Source organism: Rothia sp. HMSC069D01, from assembly GCF_001810135.1.
GTDB lineage: Bacteria > Actinomycetota > Actinomycetes > Actinomycetales > Micrococcaceae > Rothia.
The window spans coordinates 248,324-270,049 of sequence record NZ_KV800109.1; the positions used below are offsets into that span (position 1 = coordinate 248,324).

Here is a 21,726-nt window from a genome sequence, read left to right on the forward strand (position 1 = left end):
CCCCCCCGCCACAACGGCGGGGTAGCTTAGTGGGGTTGAGCGATACACGCATCAGCCCCAAGGACCAAAGGTGAGGCACACCTGACGAGGTGCCTCGGAACCGGCACCGGGTGAACCCGCAACACCCACCCAACGGTGGAGGCGCGTGCCCATCCTAAAGTGACGACCCGGTTCCCTACTCGGCGGAAGCCTGTGCCTTCAACTCGGCAGGCATAGCGTCTGCCAGAGAATTAGTTACGGGCTTCGCCTTGGTCGTGTCAATACGCTCGCGACCCTTGCGACCGCCGGCGCCCTGCTCACGGCGAGCCTCTGCCTTACCGCGAAGCGGAGCCAGAACCATCACCATGTTGCGGCCATCCTGGCGGGGGCGAGACTCAACGGTGCTCACCTCAGCCAGCTCAGCCGCCAGACGCTCCAGCAGACGCACACCCATCTCGGGGCGCTGCTGCTCACGACCACGGAACTGAATCATTGCCTTGACCTTGTCACCACCGGAAAGGAAACGACGAGCGTGTCCAACCTTGGTTTCGTAGTCGTGGGTATCAATCTTCAGGCGGAAACGGATCTCCTTCAGAACGGCATTAACCTGCTTCTTGCGGGATTCACGAGCCTTGATTGCGGCTTCGTACTTGTACTTACCGTAATCCATGAGCTTGCACACGGGCGGCTTCGCGTTCGGGGCAACCTCGACCAGGTCGAGTTCGGCGTCCTCAGCCAGACGCAGAGCGTCCTTCAGAGGGACAACGCCTACCTGCTCGCCACCGGGACCGACAAGACGGACCTCGGGAACGCGGATACGATCGTTAATGCGTGGTTCGCTAATGACTAGCTCCTGTGCTCTGTGGGTTTCCCCGTGAATACTATCCGTTGCGGGCGCTAAAAAAGCCCCCGCAGTTACACAAGCGGAGGCACAAACCAGCGTACGCCGAAATCGGCGGACGAACCCGTTCACCTCAAAACTCGCAAACAAACGCCTGCGGCGGTCAACCGGGTGGGAGACGCGCTCCACTTGCAAACTGCCTACAACCATACCGCAGAATCCCCGACAGACGCAAGGAAATAGACGCAAAACACCATAAAATTGCGGGGGCTCCCCCAGAAAGTCCACAGAAGCACCCACTCTTAAGGACGCATTTACCGAATTAAACGAAATGTGAGATTCTAGGGTTATGAGCACTGAAAACAATAACTTCCGCTTTACCGCGGGAGAAGAAACCCCCGTCCACGGCCACACCGAGCTCACCGAGGAGCAGGTCGAGGCCGTTAATGAGCAGCTGCGCGATATTGCAGACGTTCCCGCCATCGAAATCATTAGCTCCGCGGCCATCCACATGATGAGCGCCGCAGCCGTCAAGTGCGGCCTGGCCTCCGACGAGAACGCAGACGATCTCAAGGACCTCGATGAAGCACGCAAGCTCATCACCGCCCTGGCGGGCCTGGTCACCGCTGCCGCCCCCGAAATCGGTTCCCAGCACGCAGCACCCCTGCGCGATGGCCTGCGCACCCTGCAGTTGGCATTCCGTGAGGCTTCCCCCTTCCCGGACGAGCCCGGCAAGGGCCCCGGCGAGAAGCTGACCGGCCCGGTGTACTAAACCGTACCCGGTCTATTCGCAGCGAAGCCCCGTCTCCCTCACGTTGAGGAAGACGGGGCTTCGTCATATATAAAACCTATGCGGATAAGAAATCTACGCGGGCTAAAGCAGAGCGGTAGCTTTAGCGGGAGCCAGCGACCTCAAGAGCCTGTTCAAAACTAAAGTTACCCACATACAGCGCCTTACCCAGCACCACGCCCTCCAAACCATAAGGCACCATGGAACGCAGCTTCTCAAGATCAGCCAGCGACGCCACACCACCGGACGCCACCACCCGGCAGGCAGCCTGAGCCAGCACCTCATCCAGCAGCTCCGCACCGGGACCCGCCAGGGAACCGTCCTTGCTCACATCCGTAACGATATAGCGGCGCACGCCCGCGCTCTCCAGCCACGCCAGCGCCTCCGCCAGGTCAGGGCCCGACCAGTCGGTACCGCGAGCCACCGTCACCCAGCCCCGCTCAGGGTTATAGCGGGCATCGAGACCAAGAGCCAGAAGATCAGAATCAGCGTAACGAGCCAGAGTGCTTTCAAGCCAGGAAGAATCCGCCAGAGCCGCACTGGTCACGTTCACGCGATCCGGACTCAGGCTCAGGGCGCGCTCCAGGCTCTCAGCATTACGCACGCCGCCACTAACCTGAATACGAACCGGGGCAGAGCTCCGGGCGCTCTCTGCACGGACGGCGGCAACCACCTCAGCCAGAACCTCAGTATTCGTGCCGCGACCAAACGCCAAATCAAGGTCAACCAGGTGAATCCAGCGAGCACCAGACTTCACCCAAGTCAGAGCCGCTTCAACAGGGTCGAGGCGCTGCTCACCACCGGACAGGGTGCCACCCACCGGGCGCACCGCATAGCCTTCAGAAATATCAACAGCGGGCAGAAGTTCAAGAACGGGCGCAGACATTAGTTACCTCCCGCAGCAGTAGCGGAGTCGCCAGAAAGCAGGCGACCGGTCACCGTCAGGGACGCAACCCAGCGGCGCATAAACTCCGCCCCCAGCTCGCCAGAACCTACCGGACAGAACTGCACCGCCGTCAGCGGACCGTTCTCAACCGCCGCGATGTAGGCGGGATCGGTGACAGTCCAAGTCACTGCCGGAGGGGCAATATATTCAATGCTCTGATCAAAAGCCCACTCAAAAACGCCGTGCTCAGATTTGAAGTGAGCCTCGCCCTCAAGATCCTTGAGCAGCGTACTATCGGAGGAAGAACGCAGGGCAGAAACACCGGGCGCCAGGTCGCGGGTAGAAAGCTCCACGCTCTCACCGGGCCACTCCCCCATGCACTGAACCTGAACCTGCCCCATCTGCGGATGCTCCACCGTAATAGAGTCAAAGAGGCAGCTCAGTGCCGCACCGGCAACCAGCACCGGACGACCACCGGCAACGCGGCGGCCAATCACGCGCTCAGCGTCCTTAGCTTTCAGGTCTTCGTACGCCTCAAGAGAGCTCACACCGCCGGTAACCACCATACCGTCAGCCTCACGCAGCTGATCGGGCACGGTAGTGACGATAACGTCCGCCCCAGCATCCTGAAGAAGCTTCACCAAGGCGCCACGAGTTCCGGGTTCACCCAAAACGGCAACCACAGGACGAGCAGTCTGAGCATTCTGTACAGATTCAGTTTCCTGTGCAGATTCAATTTCGGTGAGTGTGGGTTCAACGGGAACAGGCATCGGTGCGCTCCTATTTCATAGGCTCAAGAATTTAGCTCAAGCGCTCTAGCTTGAGAGATAGAGGATTCGGAGTCAAGACATCAACCTCATGCAGAAGCCAACCACACACGGGTCCATGCTTAGCGCTGAGTCTGAGGAATTTCCAGACGCTGACCGGCATCAACAGAGGTACTGGTCAACGAATTCAACTCCATAATACGAACCACAGTATCACGGGTGTCACCCTGCGGATCCACCGCCTGAGCAATATCCCACAGGGTCTCGCCGTGCTTGACCACAACGACGGTTCGAGTCGCCGAAGAGTTCTCCACGGAGGCTGAAGCCGCCGGGCCAAAGAAGCTAATAGCACCGAGCACAATCAGCGCCGCCAAAGTCAACAGAGGCAGGCCCTTCAGAAAACCGCGCACAGTGCCAAGACGACGAATAGAAGCGGGAACCGCGCGCAGAAGCTCGCCTCCCTTAGCCAGAAGAACACTCTTCGCGCCAGGCGCCTGAGCCGCAGAAGATGCCTGAGTAGAAACAGCAGGGGTAGAAGCAGCAGAGGCAGAAACAGCAGGAGCGTGGGCGGGCTGAGCCACCTGCGCAGGACGGGGTGCATGAGCCGCACGAGAAGAGCGAACAGACTACGAAGACGCAGGCACACGAGAACGCCCCTGCATGGTGCGGGCCGACACGGTGCTGGCGGACGCAGTGCGGGCGGGGTGAAGTACCACCAAACCTGCCGGAAGGTGTGCAGAAGTGCCACGAGAAGCAATAGGTGCTGCTGTAGTCATTGTGGTTCCTTTCTCTCAGCTCGCCCCGGGGTTGCCCCGCGGGTCTAGCAATGCCGAGCGATACCCGCTCGGAGGTCCTAGTTGAGTGATAACTATGGAGTGGTGATTGTTAGGCGATAACTATTGGGTAGCTAGTCCCTAGTTAGGTCAGAGCGTCGGATGCACCGGGCTGCGCTGGGTCGCACTGGGTGACCCCGGAACCCCATCCCCTGCGCTCTCTCTTCGCCAGATGCTCCCTAGAGCATCCAAGGTAGATCATGCGAAGAGAGAGGCAGAGGATTCGAATACATTCGAACACCCATTCACTCTCCTCTCCCGAAAGACTCCGGGTTGAATCTTCGAATATTTTTCGAACATTCACCCGTAAATCCTGAATTCCAGGAGAGATTCAAGAGTATATACGAACTCTTGTTCTAAAGTCTAGCAGAGATGTACTAAAAATTTCTTCGAGTTTCGAAGAAAAAATCTAGAATATTTGTTTGAGTTTTTCGGTGTAGTGTTCTACACTGGTGTCAAGAGACGTTCCACACGCTCCTGATGAGTCCTACTCACAGCAGGTTTCTGTACCCGTTACGGTTTGATTCTGTATCGAATGCAGGTGCTGCTGACTGAGTTTTATAGGGCGGAGGCGCATACTCGTTGCCTGCGTATCGCTCCGGTATCGCTCCGGCACGGATAGAATTCCTCCACCCCCTGACGAGATAAGACCCATTTCGGCAGAACCAAAAAATTTTTAGGACTTCACCAGAAAACGTGTGAAGCACCCATCCGTGCCCCGACCGGACTGTGTCTCAAACAGACTGCAGAGACCGGAGTACAGAATTCGGGGCACAGACCGAAGGAAAAGAAATGGCAACAGCACCCCGTCCGGCGCTGACCGCGCGCCAGCAGAAGATTCTTGACGCGATCCGCACCGAGATTGAACAGAAGGGTTACCCCCCGTCCATGCGCCAGATTGGTGACATGGTGGGTCTTGCGTCCCTGTCCTCGGTCACTCACCAGCTCGGTCGCCTCGAGACCATGGGCTACATTCGCCGCGACCCCAAGCTCCCCCGTGCCATTGAGGTGCTGGATGAGAACGGCATCGGCATCCACGGTAGCGCTTCCTCTTCCCTGCCCGAGCTGCCGAACTTCGAAGTCGGCGATGAGGACCTCGTACCCGTTCCCCTGGTTGGACGAATTGCAGCGGGCGGCCCCATCACTGCCGAGCAGTCCGTGGAGGATGTGCTCGCTCTGCCCCGCCAGCTGGTCGGTAGCGGCAAGCTGTTCATGCTCAAGGTCAAGGGTGATTCCATGATTGACGCCGCAATCTGCGACGGCGACTGGGTGGTTGTCCGAGAGCAGCACACCGCAGACAACGGCGATATCGTTGCTGCTCTGCTCGACGATGAAGCAACCGTAAAGGTGTTCCGTCAGGTTGACGGCCACACCTGGCTCATGCCGCGCAACTCTAACTACGAGCCGATTATGGGTGACCGCGCAACCGTTATGGGTAAGGTCGTCTCCGTGCTGCGTAGTCTCTAGAAGATACAAGTCTCTAAAAGTTGCAGTCTCTAGAAGACGCGGGCTCTCAACAGCACAGCTTCTAAAAGAAGCTGGTTCTAAACAGCACGGCTTCTAACAGACATAACCGTTAGGGCTCTTAGCTCTCTATAGAAATCACCCCGGTGATACGTAAACGTTCACGTATCACCGGGGTGATTTCTATATGTCTAAATTTATATGCCCAAAACGGGGCGGCGGCGCGGCAAGGAATGGATCTCGCCCGAGCTAACGCTCAATACTCGCCGAAAGACGAGCCAGCGCACCAATCACGGCTGCCTTATTCTGCGTCGACCACATCGGCGGCATCGCCTTCATCAAGAAACCGCCGTAACGTTTAGTCGCCACACGAGAATCCAGTACAGCCACCACGCCGCGGTCAGACACCGAACGAATCAGGCGGCCCGCGCCCTGCGCCATACGAATCGCCGCATGGTGAGCAGAAACCGCCATAAAGCCGTTACCGCGGTGACGGTTCACCGCCTCCGTACGAGCCTGCGCAATCGGGTCGTCCGGGCGGGGGAACGGAATGCGGTCCATCACCACCAGGCGGCAAGAGTCACCCGGAACATCCACGCCCTGCCATAGGCTCATCGTTCCGAACAGGCATGAGTCAACGTCCTCGCTGAACTCCTCCACCAGAGCCTTGAGCGAAGACTCACCCTGCAGAAGAATGTTCAGGTCGCTATGCTCACGCATGTACTCGGCGGCACGCTCAGCGGCACGCTTCGAGGAGAACAGGCCCAGGGCGCCGCCCTCCGACGCCTCGCACAGCTCACGCAGACGCTCCAGCTGACCCTCGTGCACACCAAATCCCGGAGGCTTCAAATCTCCGGCAACGTACATGATGCCCTGCTTGCGGTAGTCGAAAGGTGAACACACATCGATACTCGTCCAGCGCGGCGCACCCTCCCCTTGCAGTCCCAGGGCAGCGGCTGCAACATCAAAAGAGTCACCCACCGTCAGGGTCGCACTCGTCAAAATCACGGTGCGGTCAGCGAACAGGCCGTCACGCAACTGCAGGCCAACGCTCAACGGAGCGATATTCAGGGTCGCCGGGTCGGTATCGGAAGCAGCCACGTAGCGGCCGTTCTCCCAACCGCCCTGACGAGAAATCCACAGAACGTCCTGCTCGCCCGAAGCCTCCAGAACGCGGCTGCTCATATCGTGCACCTCAGAGACACGCGAGCGCGCCATCTGCAGGCCGGCGTCAACGTCCTGACCGTCCGGTTTGGTATCGGACAGGGCGGTGCGGGCGGCATCATTTACCGCAGAAATAGCGGTCAAAAGGCGACCGTCCAGGCCCTTCAGAAGGCCCTCGGCAAGACCCTCGAAAGCGGTCTCCAGGGTGCCGGCTGCCATTTCCAGTGCGCCGGAATCAGCCTTCGAATGCTTCTTCACGCTACGCGCCGCACGGCGAACCATCGCAACCGTCAAAGAACCAGACACGGCACCTGTCACGCGGTCCACCAGCTCATGAGCCTCATCAATAATGACCGTCTCATGTTCGGGCAGAACCTTCATGCCCTCGAAAGCGTTAATCGCCAGCAGGGCGTGGTTCGTGATGACAATGTCAGCCTCAGCGGCACGGCTGCGCGCCATCTCGCTAAAGCACTCTTCCACTAGCGGGCAGCGGCGGCCCAGACACTCGGCGGCGCTGACCGACACCTGAGCCCAGGCGCGGTCAGAGACTCCGGGCTTCAGCTCGTCACGGTCGCCGGTCTCCGTGCGGTCAGCCCACTCGCGCAGGCGCACCACTTCCTCACCCACGCGCGAGGTCGAAGAAGGCATGTCGAAGAGAGCATCCGGCTCGTCTTCCGGGTAGCCGCCCTCCAGCTTGTGCAGGCAGAGGTAGTTATTGCGGCCCTTGAGCAGAGCCACCTGCGCCTGCGACTCCGGGCGCGGCTCCAGCGCTTGTAGAAGACGCGGAATATCGCGGTTCACGATCTGCGCCTGCAGGGCAAGAGTCGCCGTCGCAACCACAATCGGCTGGTCCGACTCCCCCACCCGCGCCAGGGCAGGAACCAGGTAGCCCAGGGACTTACCGGTACCGGTACCCGCCTGGACCAACAGGTGACGCTGCAGTTCAAGAGCCTGCGCCACATGCGCCGCCATGATGCGCTGACCGGCACGGTTCTGACCGCCGGTGGCGGCAACCGCCTCGTCCAGCAGGGTCAGGGCATCCTTCGCACCGGGCAGGGTCTCAAGCTCCTGCCCGGTGAATCGGGTGCCGTCGGTTGCCGGTCCGGGTACAGTTCCCGGGGTGTTTTTGGGCACGTTGATGCTCTCGGTCACGCTCGTCCGCCCCTATAGAGCCTCAGCGGTGGAGGACTGCTCGGAAACAGAAGCGGTCGCTTCAGCCAGAGCGTGTGCCTCTGCAAGTTCCTCTTCCAGGACCTCTAGCAGGTCACCCTCCAGCACATACTCGGACAGTTCGGAGGCTACATCCTCACGGACCAGAGCCACCACGAAGGTGCCGTCCGATACGAAATCGGTGCTCTTAATTTCAGCGTCCCACTCGTGCAGGCGCGAAATAATCTCACCGTGCGAGTACGGAATCAGCAGCTTCACCTCAATGGAGGGGCGCGGAATGGTGTCCGCAATCTTCTGCTTCAGCTCCTCAATACCCTCACCGGTACGCGCCGAAACGATCACGTGCTCCGGCTCGCGCTGACGCATGCGCTCCAGCACGAACGGGTCGGCGGCATCCGCCTTATTCAGCACAATGATCTCAGGGATATGGCGGGCGTCAACCTCCGCGATGACCTCGCGGACAGCACGAATCTGCCCCTCCGGGTCCGGGTGCGAAGCATCCACCACGTGCAGGATGACGTCAGCGTCGGCAACCTCTTCCAGGGTGGAGCGGAACGCCTCGACCAGCTGGGTCGGTAGCGAACGCACGAAACCCACCGTGTCAGAGAGGGTGTAGCCGATACCGTCCGGGGTCTGAGCCTTACGGACGGTCGGGTCCAGGGTCGCAAACAGGGCGTTCTCAACGAGCACGCCAGCGTCGGTCAGACGGTTCAACAGGGAGGACTTACCCGCGTTCGTGTACCCGGCGATAGCCACCGAGGGCACACGGTTACGGCGGCGGTTCAGGCGCTTCGTCTCACGCGCCGGTGCCATCGCGGCAATCTCACGCTTCAGCTTCGCCATGCGAGCGCGCAGGCGGCGGCGGTCCATCTCAATCTTGGTTTCGCCGGGACCACGCGAACCGATACCCTCACCGGCTGCGGCACGGCCACCCGCCTGGCGGGACAGGGACGCACCCCAACCACGCAGACGCGGCAGCATGTACTCCAGCTGAGCCAGCTCAACCTGTGCCTTACCCTCGCGGGACTTAGCGTGCTGAGCGAAAATATCGAGAATCAGGGCGGTGCGGTCAATGACCTTGACCTTCACAATGTCTTCGAGGGCACGACGCTGAGAGGGCGCCAGTTCGGAGTCGACAATCACGGTGTCGGCGCCGGTCGCCTCCACGATGTCCTTGAGTTCCAGCGCCTTACCGGAGCCGAGGAAGGTGCCGGGGTCCGGCTTGAGGCGGCGCTGAACCAGGCCGTCCAGAACCTCGGAGCCGGCGGTTTCAGCCAGTGCGGCGAGCTCACGCAGGGAGTTCTCGGCGTCCTCTACGGTGCCTTCAGTCCACAGACCGGCAAGCACCACGCGCTCCAGGCGCAGCTGGCGGTACTCGACCTCGGTGACGTCTTCAAGCTCGGTGGAGAGGTTCGCGATACGGCGCAGTGCGCGGCGCTCGGCGAGATCTTCCTGGTCACCGTCATATTCGGAGTGTTCGCGCTGAACGTCAGAAATTTCGCGCGCGCGAGTATCCAGCACACGGCGGCTATTGTTGCCGTGGGTGCTGGAGGAGTTATCGCTGTGGTGCGCGGTACCGGCGGCGTCATACGTCGTGACGGAGGCGGCGGCCTGGGAGCGACCCAGGACGCGGTCTACGGTGCGGCGCAGCTGCTCATCGCTGGGCAGCTTTTCGGTATCAGATACGGGGGTGTTCTTAGAATTCATACGACTCTAATTCTACCGCCGTTGCCCGCATCGGGTAGGGGGTTCGGTCGCCTGTGCGCTCAGGGCGTGCAAGCTGTTGGCCCACCCCGCGCATACTCTACCGTGTGCGGCGGGATCTTGCCCTACCGGTACACTGGATAGCATGAGCGAGCAGCATTATTTCTCTGAAACCCCCGAGACCGAATTCAAGCCCCGCCCCGTGCAGGTGGAGCTTGCCGGCCGCAAGGTCACCGTCACCACAGCTAACGGCATTTTCAGCCCCTCCGGCATTGATAAGGGCACCGCTATTTTGCTGCAGGAAGCACCCGACCCGCAGGGCAAACGCATGCTCGACATCGGCTGCGGTTGGGGCCCCATCACCCTGACTCTGGCGATGCTCGCCCCGCAGGCACAGGTGCACGCGGTGGACGTGAACTCCCGCTCCATCAGCCTGACCGAACGCAACGCCGCCGCTCTCGGCCTTTCCAACGTCACCGTGGGAACCCCCGACTCCGTCGACCCCGAACTGCGTTTTGACACCATCTGGTCGAACCCGCCGATTCGCGTGGGCAAGGAGGTTCTGCACGAGATCCTGCTGACCTGGCTGCCGCGCCTGGCACCCGGCGGTGACGCCTACCTGGTGGTGCAGAAAAACCTGGGTTCCGATTCACTACAGAAGTGGATGGATGCGCAGCTTGAGGAGCTGCACCCCGGCGAGTTTGAGGTCTCGCGCTATGCGACCTCGAAGGGTTTCCGTATTCTGCAGGTGCACCGCTACGAGGACTAAGACCTCTAGCGCTAACTGCTTAAAACATAAAAGCGGCGGGTGTTTTCTGAATGTGTTGTCAGAAAACACCCGCCGCTTTTGTCTATAAAATCTCTGGTCTAGGACTGCTCGCTACCGCAGCAGACTATCGCAGCACGACGGTTGCAACCATCTGCGCCGGACCAGCCAGAACCACATGCTCCAGGTCATCCGGGCCCAGCACGAAAGTCACCGCGAGGGTACCGCCGGGCACGTGCACGAGCCACTCATCCGGAGCTTCCTCGCCACCCCAGAAACGGGTCGCCGCAGCCGCAGCACACGCACCGGTACCGCAGGAGAGAGTCTCGCCCACGCCGCGTTCGTGCACGCGCATACGGATAGCGCCCACCTGCGCGCCGCTCTCAACATCCAGGTCAACCGGCACCACAAACTCAACGTTCGTGCCGTTGACCGGGGCGGGGGTCACCTGCGGCAGGCTGTGCAGGTCCAGACCGTCCAGCTTACCGTCGGAACCGAGCATCACCACGGTGTGCGGGTTACCCATCGAAATGGACAGGCCAGCACGCGGAGTCTTCAGACCGCGAGCAGACACCAGGCAGTCCTCGCCGCCCTCGCGGGCAGCGTCACCGTGGATGAAGCTCCACGGACCCATGTCAATCGCGTAGCCCTCTTCGGTGCGCGCCACAGTCTTCACGCCGGCACGGGTACCAATCTTGACGGTCTCGCCCACCTCAAGCTCAATCAGGCCCTCAGTGCGCAGGTACTCCACGAACGCACGCACACCGTTGCCGCACATCTCTGCGATAGAGCCGTCACCGTTGCGGTAGTCCATGAACCAGACAGCGTCCGGGTGCTCCTCAAGCAACTTCTGACCCGCGCGGGAGGCGGTGCTGCGGGCAGCACGGATGAAGCCGTCCGCGCCGATGCCGAAGTGGCGGTCGCAGGCGCGGGCTACCAGCTCGGGGGTGAGGGCAATTTCTGCGTTCTCGTCCGTCAGAAAAATAAAGTCGTTACCGGTACCGTGACCCTTGGTGAGAGTCAGGCCTGCCAGCTCGCCCCAGATGGAAGGGTTCTCGCTCATATGCTGTCCTTAAGGTTGGTGACCTGTCCGTTTATGATTTTACCGCGCCGACCGGTTCGAGGGGGTATCTGTTCGGTGGCGGCTCGTTATTGTGGCTTATCGGGTGCTTTCGCGGATGATGGCTTCCGCTTCGTCGGCAAGGGTGGGTGAGAGCGCATCCAGCCAGTGCACGCGTGGGTCCGCACGGAACCAGGTCAGCTGGCGGCGCGCAAACTGGCGGGTGGCAATGGTCGTGTCCTCAATCGCCTGCTCCACGCTGTAGTCTTCATTCTCAAGGGCACGGGCAAACTGCGCGTAACCAATCGCGCGGGAGGCGGTCTTACCTTCCTGCAAACCCTGCTCGTTCAGGGTGCGAACCTCATCGAGCAGACCCTGCTCATGCATGAGCTCCACGCGGCGGTGCAGACGCTCATGCAGCAGGGCACGATCCATGTCCAGACCAATCTGAATACTCTCGGTCACGTACTCGCGCACCGGCATGAACGCCGAGAACGGGCGGCCCGTCACCTCGAACACCTCCAGGGCTCGAATGATGCGACGCTCATCCTTCACACGCGCAGCCGACTCCGGGTCAACCTCCGCCAGGCGGGCATGCAGAACACCAATACCCTCGGTACGTGCCTGCTCCTCCAGACGCTCACGCACCCGCGCATCCGTGCCGGGGAACTCCAACTTATCCAGGGCGGCACGTACATACAGGCCGGAACCGCCCACCAGAATCGGGTAGCGGCCACGGCCGCGAATCTGCTCAATCAGCTCACGGCTACGCTCCTGAAACTCCGCCACGGACGCCTCATCCCGCACATCCATAATGTCCAGCAGGTGGTGCGGAACGCCGCGCATCTCCTCTGCAGTGACCTTCGCGGTACCAATATCCATGCCCCGGTAGAACTGCATGGAGTCAGCGTTAATGCACTCACCATTCAGGCGCAGAGCCAGCTCAATGGCGAGCGCACTCTTACCGGTGCCGGTCGGGCCCACAATAGCGATAACGGGCAGAGTTTCGGAGATAGTCATGCGCCCCATTCTACCGGTTCCCTCACCCCCACTTGCGGTGAGGATGAGGGCCCGAAGAACAGGGCGCATGAATCGTTATAGGTTTTAGGGGCGCAGACCGATGGTCGGCATGCCCAGACCCACCGGCGCACCGGGTACCTGGGTGGTGCCGGTACCGCAAGAGTCAGCCTGGGAGCGGTCCCACGCGTCACCGGCGCGGGTGCGGCGCAGCTGGTACTGCTCGGCGGTCGGGTCAGAAATCAGGTGGAAGGAGCCGGCCTCGGTAATCGGCACGGTCACCATGTCGCCGGGGCGGGGAATCTCGCAGCCCTCGGGCACCGAGAAGTGCACGAGGCGCTGGTCCGGGCCGCGACCGGAGAGGCGGTGAGTCTGGTCAGCCTTACGACCTGCCTCGGCAACGACCATCAGCTCAACGGTCTTACCGAGCTGCTTGCGGTTCTCCTCACCGGCGATGCGGTCCTGCAGGGCAATCAGACGCTCGTAGCGTTCCTGCACGACCTCCTTCGGGATCTGGTTCTCCATGGTCGCCGCGGGGGTGCCGGGGCGGATTGAGTACTGGAAGGTGAACGCGGAGGAGAAACGAGCCTGCTCCACAACCTTCAGGGTGTCCTGGAAGTCCTCTTCAGTCTCGCCGGGGAAGCCCACAATGATGTCGGTGGTAATCACGGCGTTCGGGATGCGCTCGCGCACCTTGTCCAGAATGTTCAGGAACTTCTTGGAACGGTAGGAGCGGCGCATGTCCTTGAGCACCTTGTCGGAGCCGGACTGCAGCGGCATGTGCAGCACGGGCATGACGTTCGGGGTTTCCGCCATCGCGTCAATCACGTCGTCGGTGAACATTGCCGGGTGCGGGGAGGTGAAGCGTACACGCTCCAGGCCCTCAATCTCGCCGCAGGCGCGCAGCAGCTTAGAGAACGCCTGACGGTCGCCGAACTCCACGCCGTAGGAGTTCACGTTCTGACCGAGCAGGGTCACCTCAATGGCGCCATCATCAACCAGCGCCTGAACCTCAGCGAGAATGTCGCCGGGGCGGCGGTCCTTCTCCTTACCGCGCAGGGACGGCACGATGCAGAAGGTGCAGGTGTTGTTACAGCCAACGGAGATGGACACCCAGCCGGAGTACACGTGATCGCGCTTAGTGGGCAGGGTGGAGGGGAAAACTTCGAGGGATTCGAGCAGTTCTGCCTGCGCCTCGTGGTTGTGGCGGGCACGCTCCAGTAGCGCCGGCAGGGAACCAATGTTGTGGGTACCGAACACGACGTCAACCCAGGGCGCCTTCTCGATGATGGCGTCCTGGTCTTTCTGCGCCAGGCAGCCGCCCACGGCGATCTGCATGCCCTTGTGGGCGCGCTTGACCGGCGCGAGCTGGCCGAGGTGACCGTACAGGCGGTTGGAAGCATTTTCGCGAACCGCGCAGGTGTTGAACACGACCAGGTCGGGCTGGGTGCCTTCCTCAGCGCGAACGTAGCCGTTAGCCTCCAGCAGGCCGGACATTCGTTCGGAGTCGTGCACGTTCATCTGGCAGCCGAAAGTGCGCACTTCGTAGGTGCGGGGGCTGGTTTCGGGGGTCTGGGCGGAATCGCTGAGGGTCGAAGTCATGCCCTATAGGGTATCCGATGGGGGATAATGGCTCTATGCAGGTTTCCCTTAGTAGTAACTTTCCGGCTCTGTCACCGAACGATTCTTCCGCTCCCGCCCCTGACGGGGAGCTTCTGAGCGCCCTCATTGAGGAGGCAATCACCGCCTACTCCCCCGTGCCGCCTCAGGCGAGCGCCGATTCTGCCTCGATGCGTCAGAACCTGATGCAGCTGCTCTGCTGGGCGCATTCCCTGGAGCAGGTGGCTGGGCGCACGGTTGAGCGCGTGCAGATTCTGGGTACCGGTATGCGTTCCGTTGTGGTGCGTGTGGCGTATGAGCCTGCGGCCGAGTCTGCCCAGTCTTTCGAGTCTGCACAGTCTTTGCCGACCTCGATTATTGTGAAGCGTTACCGCCGTAAGGATTCGACGGTGAACGCGGGCGGTTTCGGGTACCTGCGTGAGCGCTACGGTTTGGAAGCGCTGAACCAGCAGGTTCCGGGTCTGTTCCCGCAGCTTTACGGTGCGGATGCTGAACTGCGCGTGCTGGCACTGGAGGATGTGAGCGACGGAACCGTGGAGGGCGAGCAGTATTCGGTCGCCCACGCCCTGCTGGAGGGCACCGAGGAGCAGGCGCTGGATGCGCTGAACTACTACATTGAGGCGTACCGTTCCCTTGCCGCCAGCGGCATTATGGGTGAGGCGGTCGAGGATTACCGCCTGAACCTGGCGCGTGCCGACCGCAAGGCGCAGTTCCCGGGTGCTATCGCCTCGCCGGGACTGGCTGAGCGCGGCTTGAAGAAGCTGTACGGTGTGGCTGATGAGGCGCGCGCACCCGAGCAGGGTGCTGACTCTAGCCCCGTCTCTGCCTCCGCTGAGCATGAGGATGCGCCCGTTCTTCCCGCCGCAGTTGAGGAGCTGTCCTTCCGCTTCCGCCGTGTTCTGCAGCCCTTCTTCACCAAGCGCCCGCCCGTGCCCGAGCAGTTCAAGCTCAACCGTGGACGTGTCTATATGCTCTCGTCGGGCGATTTTTCGCCGCAGAACGTGCTGATTGGTTCAGCGGACGGCGCGCAGGTGCGCATGGTCGATGCGGAGGGCACCTGCCTGCACCACCGAGGCTTCCCCTTCGTTGAGGCGATGCTGGGATTCCCCTCCTCGCCGGAGTACCCGCGCTACCGTGTGGACCGCAAAAAGGCGCTACCGGCGCTGTACTCTGCCCTCTTTGAGGACGCCCCGCTGGATGAGCACCTGGCGGAGGATTTGGCGGTGTGCACGGCGGTGACCGTGTGCGCCCTGTTGGAGCTGTACTCTTCTTCGGCACGTTCCGATCTGTTGCCTCGTATTCGCCGTGAGGGTGCGCAGCTGATGCGCTTGCTGTTGGAGATCGCCGGTTCTCAGGATGCAACCCTCGCCGAGTTCGCGAACCGTCTGGGAGCGGTCGAGTAACCAGCGGATATGGCCTTCGACAAGGTATTTTATAAATCTCAAAAACGTAAGGGTGAGCCCGCCACAGAGTGTGTCTGTAGCGGGCTCACCCTTTATAGTGCCTATTTTCTCGGTCACCCCGGCATGGGTCTATCCGTGCGTGCGGAATGTATTACTTCGCTCTCTACCAGAGCTCGTCCTCTGCACCGTAGGCGGCGAGTTCCTCACGAATCACCGACATCGACACCGAGGAGGAGTACCCGCGGCGAGCCAGCATCCCCAGCAGTCGGCGAGTCACCCTATCCTTTTCAGCGCGGTCGCTCAGATCCATGCCGGGGCGCAGCTTCTTACGCACCAGATCGGCGGCGTCCTCACGTTCCTGCTCGTCGGTGCGCTGAGCCAGGGCATTCTCCGCCTCTTCACCGCGCACCCCGCGTTCAGCGAGCTCACGGCGCAGCGCGGCGCGGGAGAGCTTCTTGGTGCGGCTCTTCTGCGCCACAAAGCTTTGGGCGTATTCGGCGTCGTCAATGAGTTTTGCCGCCTCGAACTTATCGAGCAGCGGCTCAATGAGCTCCGCATCGAAGCCTTCTGCCTGCAGCTTCTTCCGCAGCTGACCTCGGGTTTTTGCCGAGTACGCCAGCTGGTTGTACACGATGGTTTTAGCGCGTGTGTAGGGGCCTGTTTCTTCCGCGGCTCGGGCGGCACGCACCTTCTGCTTCCAGGAAGGCACGTTACTTTCCGGTTGTGAGGAAGCATGTCCCATCTGAGAGCCGCCCGGTTGGGAGCCGCGTGCTCGAGAACCGCCCTTTGGGGATCCAGCCGAAGCGGCACGGCGCTTTCCGGTACCAACGCCCTGCGCCTCCTCCTCGGCAATACCGCGGATGAGTGCTTCTTCGGCGGGGGTGAGTTCTTCGTTCAAACTACTTCCCTCCCTAAATAGGTTGCTCCCCGAGCCGCGGCCCGCAGGACTCTTGCGGGTTTCCTCGTCGTCACTTCGAGCCCCAAAGGCGGGCGCGTAGGGCGAACGGCTCCGCATTTTCTCTTGCTGCACCGCGCTCATGCGGCGGAACCCACGCTTGTAGTCGGTGTTCTTGGAGGCACGCGAAGATTTGCGTTTCTTCTGCTTATCCCGCTGAGCGGCTTGCCTCTCGATCTCTTCCTTCTCTTCGGCAGTGAGCCCCGATCCGATGGAGGCGGCACCCGCTCGACTCATGCGCCCCGCCGCCATAGGGCGCGGCTCGGCACCGCCGGGGGTGAAGGCACGAGCGGGCGCTTCGTCAATGGAGACGGCGGGCAGGTTCGGGTCAACGAGCAGGCTGCGGCGCGGCGATTCGCCGTCTTCCTCAGAGCTGCCATCTTCAAAGTTGGCGGGCACAGCCTGCAGGGGCAGCTCGGGTACGCGGAACTCCCCGGCGTAGTCGCCGCCGTTATCGCGGGCGATGCTTTCTTCAACAAAGCCGTGCGCGGCGGGGTGCCAGTCCGGGAACTCCTCAGCGGCTACCGAATCCGCGGTCCTGTTCCGCACCCACTTTTTGGGGGCGTTTTCTGTGGCCGCTGACTTCTTCTTAGGCGCTGGCTTCTTCTGAGGCGCGGGCTTTTCAGCCTGCCGCGCTTTCGGCTTGGTTTTCTGGGGTGCGGTTTCTTGGCCCCCACGCTGCTCCGCTATTGCTTCTGCGAGTGCCGCTTCGTCCGAGGGTACCCAATATTCCCCTGCGTACTCTGCTTCAATGTACGAAGGCTCTGCCGGATACGCAGGTTCGTCCTCGTAGGGAGGTTCGCCCTCATAGGGAGGCTCATCAGGGTATGGGGGTTCATCAGGGTATGGGGGCTCATCCTCATACGGGGGCTCTTCAACAGAAGGAGGTGTAACAGCGGCAGGCACCTCCCAGCTGAGGGTGGGCTCAGCCAGGGGCGCGGGTGCCTCAAAATTGAGGGCCTCGAAGCCGTCTACCTCAACCGGCGGGGCAACAGGCTCAAAGGAAACAAAGTTACCAAGCGCTGAGGAACCGAAGTGCGGTTCGGTCGCCTCCAGCGCCGCAAAACCGGCGTCGCCGTCACGCGCGCTGTTTTGCTCACGCTCTTCATGACCGTTCTGTTCCGTCATGCGCTGTTCCATCATGCACTGCTCCGTCATGTTCAGTTCCTCCTCTCCCCTGTGTTGGCGCTCGCTTGATGACCCGTGCGCCCGGCTATACGGCGCTCCCCCATTGTAACGAGGCGTTGTCTCGGCACCCCCGATACGCCCGTTAACGGGCTCCCGTTAACGACAGATTGCCGTGCACCGTGCGGAATGCACAGCACACGGCAATCAGTCGTGGCGTTAGCAAGAAGCTACGCGGGCGGGTTTAGAACTCCTCAGCCAGCTCGTCCAGCGGGTCGTTGCCCTCGGACTCAGCAACTGCCTGCTCCTCAACTTCTTCCTCAATGATGCCCAGCTTCACCAGAACCTTGTACTGCAGTTCCTCGGTGAGCTCGGGGTTGTCCTTGAGCAGCTTACGAACGTTCTCGCGGCCCTGGCCCAGCTGCTCACCGTCGTAGGTGAACCATGCGCCGGACTTCTTGACGATGTCGTTCTCCACCGCCAGGTCCAGGATGCCGCCCTCAACGGAGATGCCCTCACCGTAGAGGATGTCGAACTCAGCCTGCTTGAAGGGCGGAGCCATCTTGTTCTTCACGATCTTGGCGCGGGTGCGGTTACCGATCGGGTTAGCGCCGTCCTTGAGGGTCTCAATGCGGCGGATGTCGATACGGACCGAAGCGTAGAACTTCAGCGCCTTACCACCGGTGGTGGTTTCGGGAGAGCCGAAGAAGACACCAATCTTCTCACGCAGCTGGTTGATGAAGATTGCGGTGGTGCCGGTTGCAGAGAGGCGGCCGGTAATCTTACGCAGCGCCTGGCTCATGAGGCGAGCCTGCAGACCCACGTGGGAGTCACCCATGTCGCCTTCAATTTCGGCGCGGGGTACCAGCGCGGCGACGGAGTCGACGACCACGATATCAACAGCGCCGGAACCAACCAGCATGTCCATGATTTCCAGCGCCTGCTCACCGGTGTCGGGCTGAGAGACCAGCAGCTGGTCGATGTCCACGCCCAGCTTAGCCGCGTAGATTGGGTCCAGTGCGTGCTCGGCATCGATAAACGCCGCCACGCCGCCTGCCTTCTGAACGTTCGCTACAGCGTGCAGCGCAACGGTGGTCTTACCGGAGGACTCGGGACCGTAAATCTCGATGACGCGGCCGCGGGGCAGACCGCCAATACCCAGAGCGGCATCCAGGGCGATAGCGCCGGTGGAGATAACCTCGGTCTTGGTGATTTCCTTATCACCCAGGCGCATGACTGCACCCTTGCCGTAGTTCTTGTCGATCTGTGCCATCACGGCTTCAAGTGCCTTGGCGCGACCCTCTTCGGGAACGCGAGCTACGCTCTGAGACTTGGTGTTCTTAGCCACGGTAGTACCTCGTTCTTTGTGTTGTCAGTGGTTGACGGGAGTAATGTTTCTTCGGAATCGGTGGGACTCGTAATCGAGACCTTGAAGGTTTTGGCCTACCGGTTCCTTCTGAGACTACTCTAGGGTCACAGCCTGACAGGATAAGGCCATTTTTTAAAATCTGTGGAAAACTTTGAAGATTTTTCCGAAAAATTCCTGATGTGGAAAAGTCTAGCATGAGTCGAACAAAATTACGACCCGGTTTCGAATAAATCGGATAGGGTTTCGGCATATATTTTCGAAAAACCCCGGATTCTCGGCTAATTATTCGAAAATACCTCCCGCACAGGCGCCAGCACTCGAACAAACGCTAGGGAACAGACGGTGGGCACCGCCCATACGCTAGAACACGCCAGGCTCACTACCTAGCGCAGCGGTTCCTTATCCGGACCCAGGCGGCGCTCCTGCGGAATCTCCTGCTCATCACAGATCGCCAGCCACACATCCCTCGGGTTAACGCCCTGGTCCAGCGCCTCCGCAGCGGTCACATGACCCAGCGAGCCCAGCACCAGGTCCCGCGCAAGTACCGGAGCATACCCGGCACCGAACTCATACTCCATGCACGCCCAAAATTCGCTCAGCTTCACAAGCGCTCCTTCCGCTTCACCGCTAGTTTGCTTCATAATTCGTCACATCGCTCGGTAATAAACCGAGAATAAGCGATGCCGCACACCCACCTTACGGGGATGCACGGCATCGCTTCACGTTTAGTGCGGCATGTGCCGCCTCGCGTTACTTCGAGAGAATGTAGTAATCGCTCTTGTACTGCTCAGACATCTCAGCCGGAACAGTATCCGGGATCTGAACGCCCTCGAGAACCGCCATACGGTCGGCAACCTCACGCAGCATCTGGGACATCGGAATGTCCAGAGCCTGGCAAATCCATGCCAGCAGTTCGGAGGAAGCTTCCTTCTGACCGCGCTCAACTTCGCTCAGGTAACCGAGGGAAACACGGGCACGCTGGGAAACCTCACGCAGGGTGCGGCCCTGACGCTGGCGAACGTCGCGAAGGACCTCACCGATTGCCTGTCGCAGGGGAACAACCTTGGCTTCCTCAACGACCGGGGCGGCCTGTCGGGGGGTCTCCTCGATTTCCTTCCACTTAGTAATGCCATTAATCGATACGCGCTGCTTAGCCATGAGCTTCTATATCACTTTCCTGAGTAGGTATTCCCGACGCGCGGGACTGTACATAGTTAAGCCTAACTGATTTTTGGAGCGTGAGCTAGGAGCCCCGCCATTTTTGTCTTCTTCTTACGGCTTGTATCTATTCAAACAGACGAACCTATGCCTTTATTCCCTCGGAGCTGAAAGAACCCTGTGAATATATTTGAACCGTAAAATTTTTTCTCAGGTAGGCGCTGCACAGACGACTACACAGCCGTTCCAGGCGCCGCGCAGCACAGCACAGCACAGCACAGTCTAGCACGCTACGCCAGCTCATTCTTCAGAACCCCGCCAGCACCGCCGCGTACCGCACGCGCCAGCAGAGCAATCGCATCCGCACTCGCCGCCGCACGAATCTGCGCCCGGTCCCCCGAATAGTGCCGCTCAAACACCTCAGAACCGGACGGGGAACACACGCCAATATAGACCGTGCCCACCGGCTGGCCATCCGCAGGATCAGGACCGGCAACACCCGTAGTCGACACCGCATAATCGGCACCGCACACACGCGCCGCACCAACAGCCATCTGCACCGCCACCGCAGGATGCACCGCACCCTCACGCGCCAGCAGCTGAGCATCCACTCCCAGCACCTGCGCCTTCACCTCGTAGGCATAGGAAATCACGCCGCCGCGGTAATACGCGGATGCACCCGGCACCGTACAAATCGCGCCGCCCACGTCCCCGCCGGTCAGCGACTCAGCCGTCGCCACCTGCACCGGGCCCTCCTGGGCGGCGCGCAACTGCACCGCATCACGCAGTAACAGCGCCGCTGCCTCCGGGGTGCCGGAGAAAACCTCAGCGGAAGAAAGCTCAAGGGACAGAGCATCTTCAAGTACGAGGGGAACCATCATTCTCTCCTTTCAGCGGCGCACCGCCGCCCAAAACCTCACGCGGCGTACAACGCACCGCAGGTACAGCGAAGGGGAGCAGCACACGCCACTCCCCTCGCCTCTAGTTACCGCCGCCCTGGGAGGCCTGAGCCTGCAACCAGTTACGACGCAAAATATACGCATCACGCACATACACCAGGCCGGTCCACACGGTAATCGCGGTGACCGCGCCCATCAGAACCCAACCAGGAATCAGCCAGCCAAGACCCAGCTGACCCAGCGGCAGAAGCATCAGCACCAGCGCCACCGTCTGCAGCACGGTCTTAATCTTGCCGCCCTTACTAGCGGCCATCACACCGTACTTAATGACGAACAGGCGCATGATCGTAATGCCCCACTCACGTAGCAGAATCACAATCGTGACCCACCACCACAGCTCGCCCAGCGCCGACAGCACAATAAACGCCGCGCCGGTGAGGAACTTATCGGCAATCGGGTCAGCAATCTTACCGAAGCTCGTAATCAGATTACGCGAGCGCGCCAAGTAGCCGTCCGCCCAGTCCGTGAGCATGGCAAGAATGAAAATAATCCATGCGAGCCAGCGGTGCGTTGGATCAGCGGCACCAAAAGTACCGCCCGCAACCAGGGCAACGATAAAGAAAGGAACCGCAATAATACGCAGAACCGTCAACACATTCGGCACATTCCAGTTCGAAGGTTTCGCTGTGCTGACCGCACCTGCGGGTGCGGAATTGCGAGCTTCACTCATAACGGCTCCTTACGGGTAGATGGCTT

At 60.9% G+C, this 21,726-nt stretch carries 20 protein-coding genes; 4 read left to right on the forward strand and 16 right to left on the reverse strand.

Annotated features, from left to right (window positions below; all coding sequences use genetic code 11):
- Positions 1-175: 175 nt before the first annotated feature.
- Positions 176-1,030, reverse strand: coding sequence for a translation initiation factor IF-3 (gene infC, locus HMPREF2710_RS08820; RefSeq protein WP_371326375.1), 855 nt, complete (start codon positions 1,028-1,030; stop codon positions 176-178).
- A 139-nt stretch (positions 1,031-1,169) separates the two neighbouring features.
- Here infC and HMPREF2710_RS08825 point away from each other — a divergent pair, with 139 nt between their 5' ends.
- Positions 1,170-1,592 (forward strand): DUF1844 domain-containing protein, encoded by a 423-nt coding sequence (locus HMPREF2710_RS08825; protein ID WP_049332734.1) that lies wholly within the window; start codon positions 1,170-1,172, stop codon positions 1,590-1,592.
- Positions 1,593-1,713: 121 nt separating this feature from the next.
- On the opposite strand, the gene HMPREF2710_RS08830 is transcribed toward HMPREF2710_RS08825, so the two are convergent.
- The 4 genes from HMPREF2710_RS08830 to HMPREF2710_RS09580 all read right to left on the reverse strand — a co-directional run bounded on the left by HMPREF2710_RS08830 (position 1,714) and on the right by HMPREF2710_RS09580 (position 4,039).
- Complete coding sequence (locus HMPREF2710_RS08830; RefSeq protein WP_070600691.1) at positions 1,714-2,496, reverse strand: HisA/HisF-related TIM barrel protein; 783 nt, start codon at positions 2,494-2,496, stop codon at positions 1,714-1,716.
- The gene (locus tag HMPREF2710_RS08835; RefSeq protein WP_083303520.1) at positions 2,496-3,266 is read right to left on the reverse strand and encodes a type 1 glutamine amidotransferase family protein; all 771 of its coding nucleotides are present in this window, start codon (positions 3,264-3,266) and stop codon (positions 2,496-2,498) included. The genes HMPREF2710_RS08830 and HMPREF2710_RS08835 overlap by 1 nt, the downstream gene beginning before the upstream one ends.
- 119 nt (positions 3,267-3,385) lie before the next feature.
- Positions 3,386-3,844, reverse strand: coding sequence for a LysM peptidoglycan-binding domain-containing protein (locus HMPREF2710_RS09315; protein ID WP_246824560.1), 459 nt, complete (start codon positions 3,842-3,844; stop codon positions 3,386-3,388).
- A 45-nt stretch (positions 3,845-3,889) separates the two neighbouring features.
- Entirely contained in the window at positions 3,890-4,039 is a 150-nt protein-coding gene (locus tag HMPREF2710_RS09580) for a hypothetical protein (RefSeq protein WP_246824561.1), read from the reverse strand.
- Between the two features lie 849 nt (positions 4,040-4,888).
- On the opposite strand from HMPREF2710_RS09580, the gene lexA reads away from it, so the two are divergent.
- A complete protein-coding gene (lexA, locus tag HMPREF2710_RS08845) occupies positions 4,889-5,563 on the forward strand; it encodes a transcriptional repressor LexA (RefSeq protein ID WP_049341736.1) in 675 nt (224 codons plus the stop codon).
- A 246-nt stretch (positions 5,564-5,809) separates the two neighbouring features.
- Here the strand turns inward: lexA and HMPREF2710_RS08850 are convergent, their stop codons facing one another.
- Together HMPREF2710_RS08850 and hflX are read right to left on the reverse strand one after the other, a co-directional pair.
- Positions 5,810-7,858 (reverse strand): ATP-dependent DNA helicase, encoded by a 2,049-nt coding sequence (locus HMPREF2710_RS08850; protein WP_070600728.1) that lies wholly within the window; start codon positions 7,856-7,858, stop codon positions 5,810-5,812.
- A gap of 30 nt (positions 7,859-7,888) precedes the next feature.
- Positions 7,889-9,601: a GTPase HflX gene (gene hflX, locus HMPREF2710_RS08855; RefSeq protein ID WP_070600693.1), complete on the reverse strand. Its 1,713-nt coding sequence runs from the start codon at positions 9,599-9,601 to the stop codon at positions 7,889-7,891.
- 142 nt (positions 9,602-9,743) lie between these two features.
- On the opposite strand from hflX, the gene HMPREF2710_RS08860 reads away from it, so the two are divergent.
- Positions 9,744-10,367, forward strand: a complete 624-nt coding sequence (locus tag HMPREF2710_RS08860; protein WP_070600694.1) for a class I SAM-dependent methyltransferase — start codon at positions 9,744-9,746, stop codon at positions 10,365-10,367.
- 124 nt (positions 10,368-10,491) lie between these two features.
- Here HMPREF2710_RS08860 and dapF read toward each other — a convergent pair whose 3' ends face one another.
- From dapF to miaB, 3 genes are all read right to left on the reverse strand, one after another.
- Positions 10,492-11,427 carry a diaminopimelate epimerase gene (gene dapF / locus HMPREF2710_RS08865; protein WP_070600695.1) on the reverse strand — a complete coding sequence of 312 codons (936 nt, stop codon included), beginning with the start codon at positions 11,425-11,427 and terminating at the stop codon, positions 10,492-10,494.
- Positions 11,428-11,523: 96 nt separating this feature from the next.
- The gene (miaA, locus tag HMPREF2710_RS08870; RefSeq protein WP_070600696.1) at positions 11,524-12,444 is read right to left on the reverse strand and encodes a tRNA (adenosine(37)-N6)-dimethylallyltransferase MiaA; all 921 of its coding nucleotides are present in this window, start codon (positions 12,442-12,444) and stop codon (positions 11,524-11,526) included.
- Positions 12,445-12,528: 84 nt separating this feature from the next.
- Complete coding sequence (gene miaB, locus HMPREF2710_RS08875; protein WP_070600697.1) at positions 12,529-14,043, reverse strand: tRNA (N6-isopentenyl adenosine(37)-C2)-methylthiotransferase MiaB; 1,515 nt, start codon at positions 14,041-14,043, stop codon at positions 12,529-12,531.
- Positions 14,044-14,078: 35 nt separating this feature from the next.
- On the opposite strand from miaB, the gene HMPREF2710_RS08880 reads away from it, so the two are divergent.
- Positions 14,079-15,464, forward strand: a complete 1,386-nt coding sequence (locus HMPREF2710_RS08880) for a hemin ABC transporter substrate-binding protein (RefSeq protein ID WP_070600729.1) — start codon at positions 14,079-14,081, stop codon at positions 15,462-15,464.
- 163 nt (positions 15,465-15,627) lie between these two features.
- On the opposite strand, the gene HMPREF2710_RS08885 is transcribed toward HMPREF2710_RS08880, so the two are convergent.
- From HMPREF2710_RS08885 to pgsA, 6 genes are all read right to left on the reverse strand, one after another.
- On the reverse strand, positions 15,628-17,577 hold the full coding sequence (locus HMPREF2710_RS08885; RefSeq protein ID WP_239669204.1) for a regulatory protein RecX: 1,950 nt from the start codon (positions 17,575-17,577) through the stop codon (positions 15,628-15,630).
- A gap of 211 nt (positions 17,578-17,788) precedes the next feature.
- A complete protein-coding gene (recA, locus tag HMPREF2710_RS08890) occupies positions 17,789-18,892 on the reverse strand; it encodes a recombinase RecA (protein WP_049351794.1) in 1,104 nt (367 codons plus the stop codon).
- Positions 18,893-19,296: 404 nt separating this feature from the next.
- Positions 19,297-19,518: a DUF3046 domain-containing protein gene (locus tag HMPREF2710_RS08895; protein ID WP_049351797.1), complete on the reverse strand. Its 222-nt coding sequence runs from the start codon at positions 19,516-19,518 to the stop codon at positions 19,297-19,299.
- A 145-nt stretch (positions 19,519-19,663) separates the two neighbouring features.
- Positions 19,664-20,071, reverse strand: a complete 408-nt coding sequence (locus HMPREF2710_RS08900; protein WP_012903910.1) for a helix-turn-helix domain-containing protein — start codon at positions 20,069-20,071, stop codon at positions 19,664-19,666.
- Positions 20,072-20,361: 290 nt separating this feature from the next.
- Positions 20,362-20,952 carry a CinA family protein gene (locus HMPREF2710_RS08905; RefSeq protein WP_049362910.1) on the reverse strand — a complete coding sequence of 197 codons (591 nt, stop codon included), beginning with the start codon at positions 20,950-20,952 and terminating at the stop codon, positions 20,362-20,364.
- 100 nt (positions 20,953-21,052) lie between these two features.
- Entirely contained in the window at positions 21,053-21,700 is a 648-nt protein-coding gene (pgsA, locus tag HMPREF2710_RS08910) for a CDP-diacylglycerol--glycerol-3-phosphate 3-phosphatidyltransferase (protein WP_049341715.1), read from the reverse strand.
- Positions 21,701-21,726: the final 26 nt, after the last annotated feature.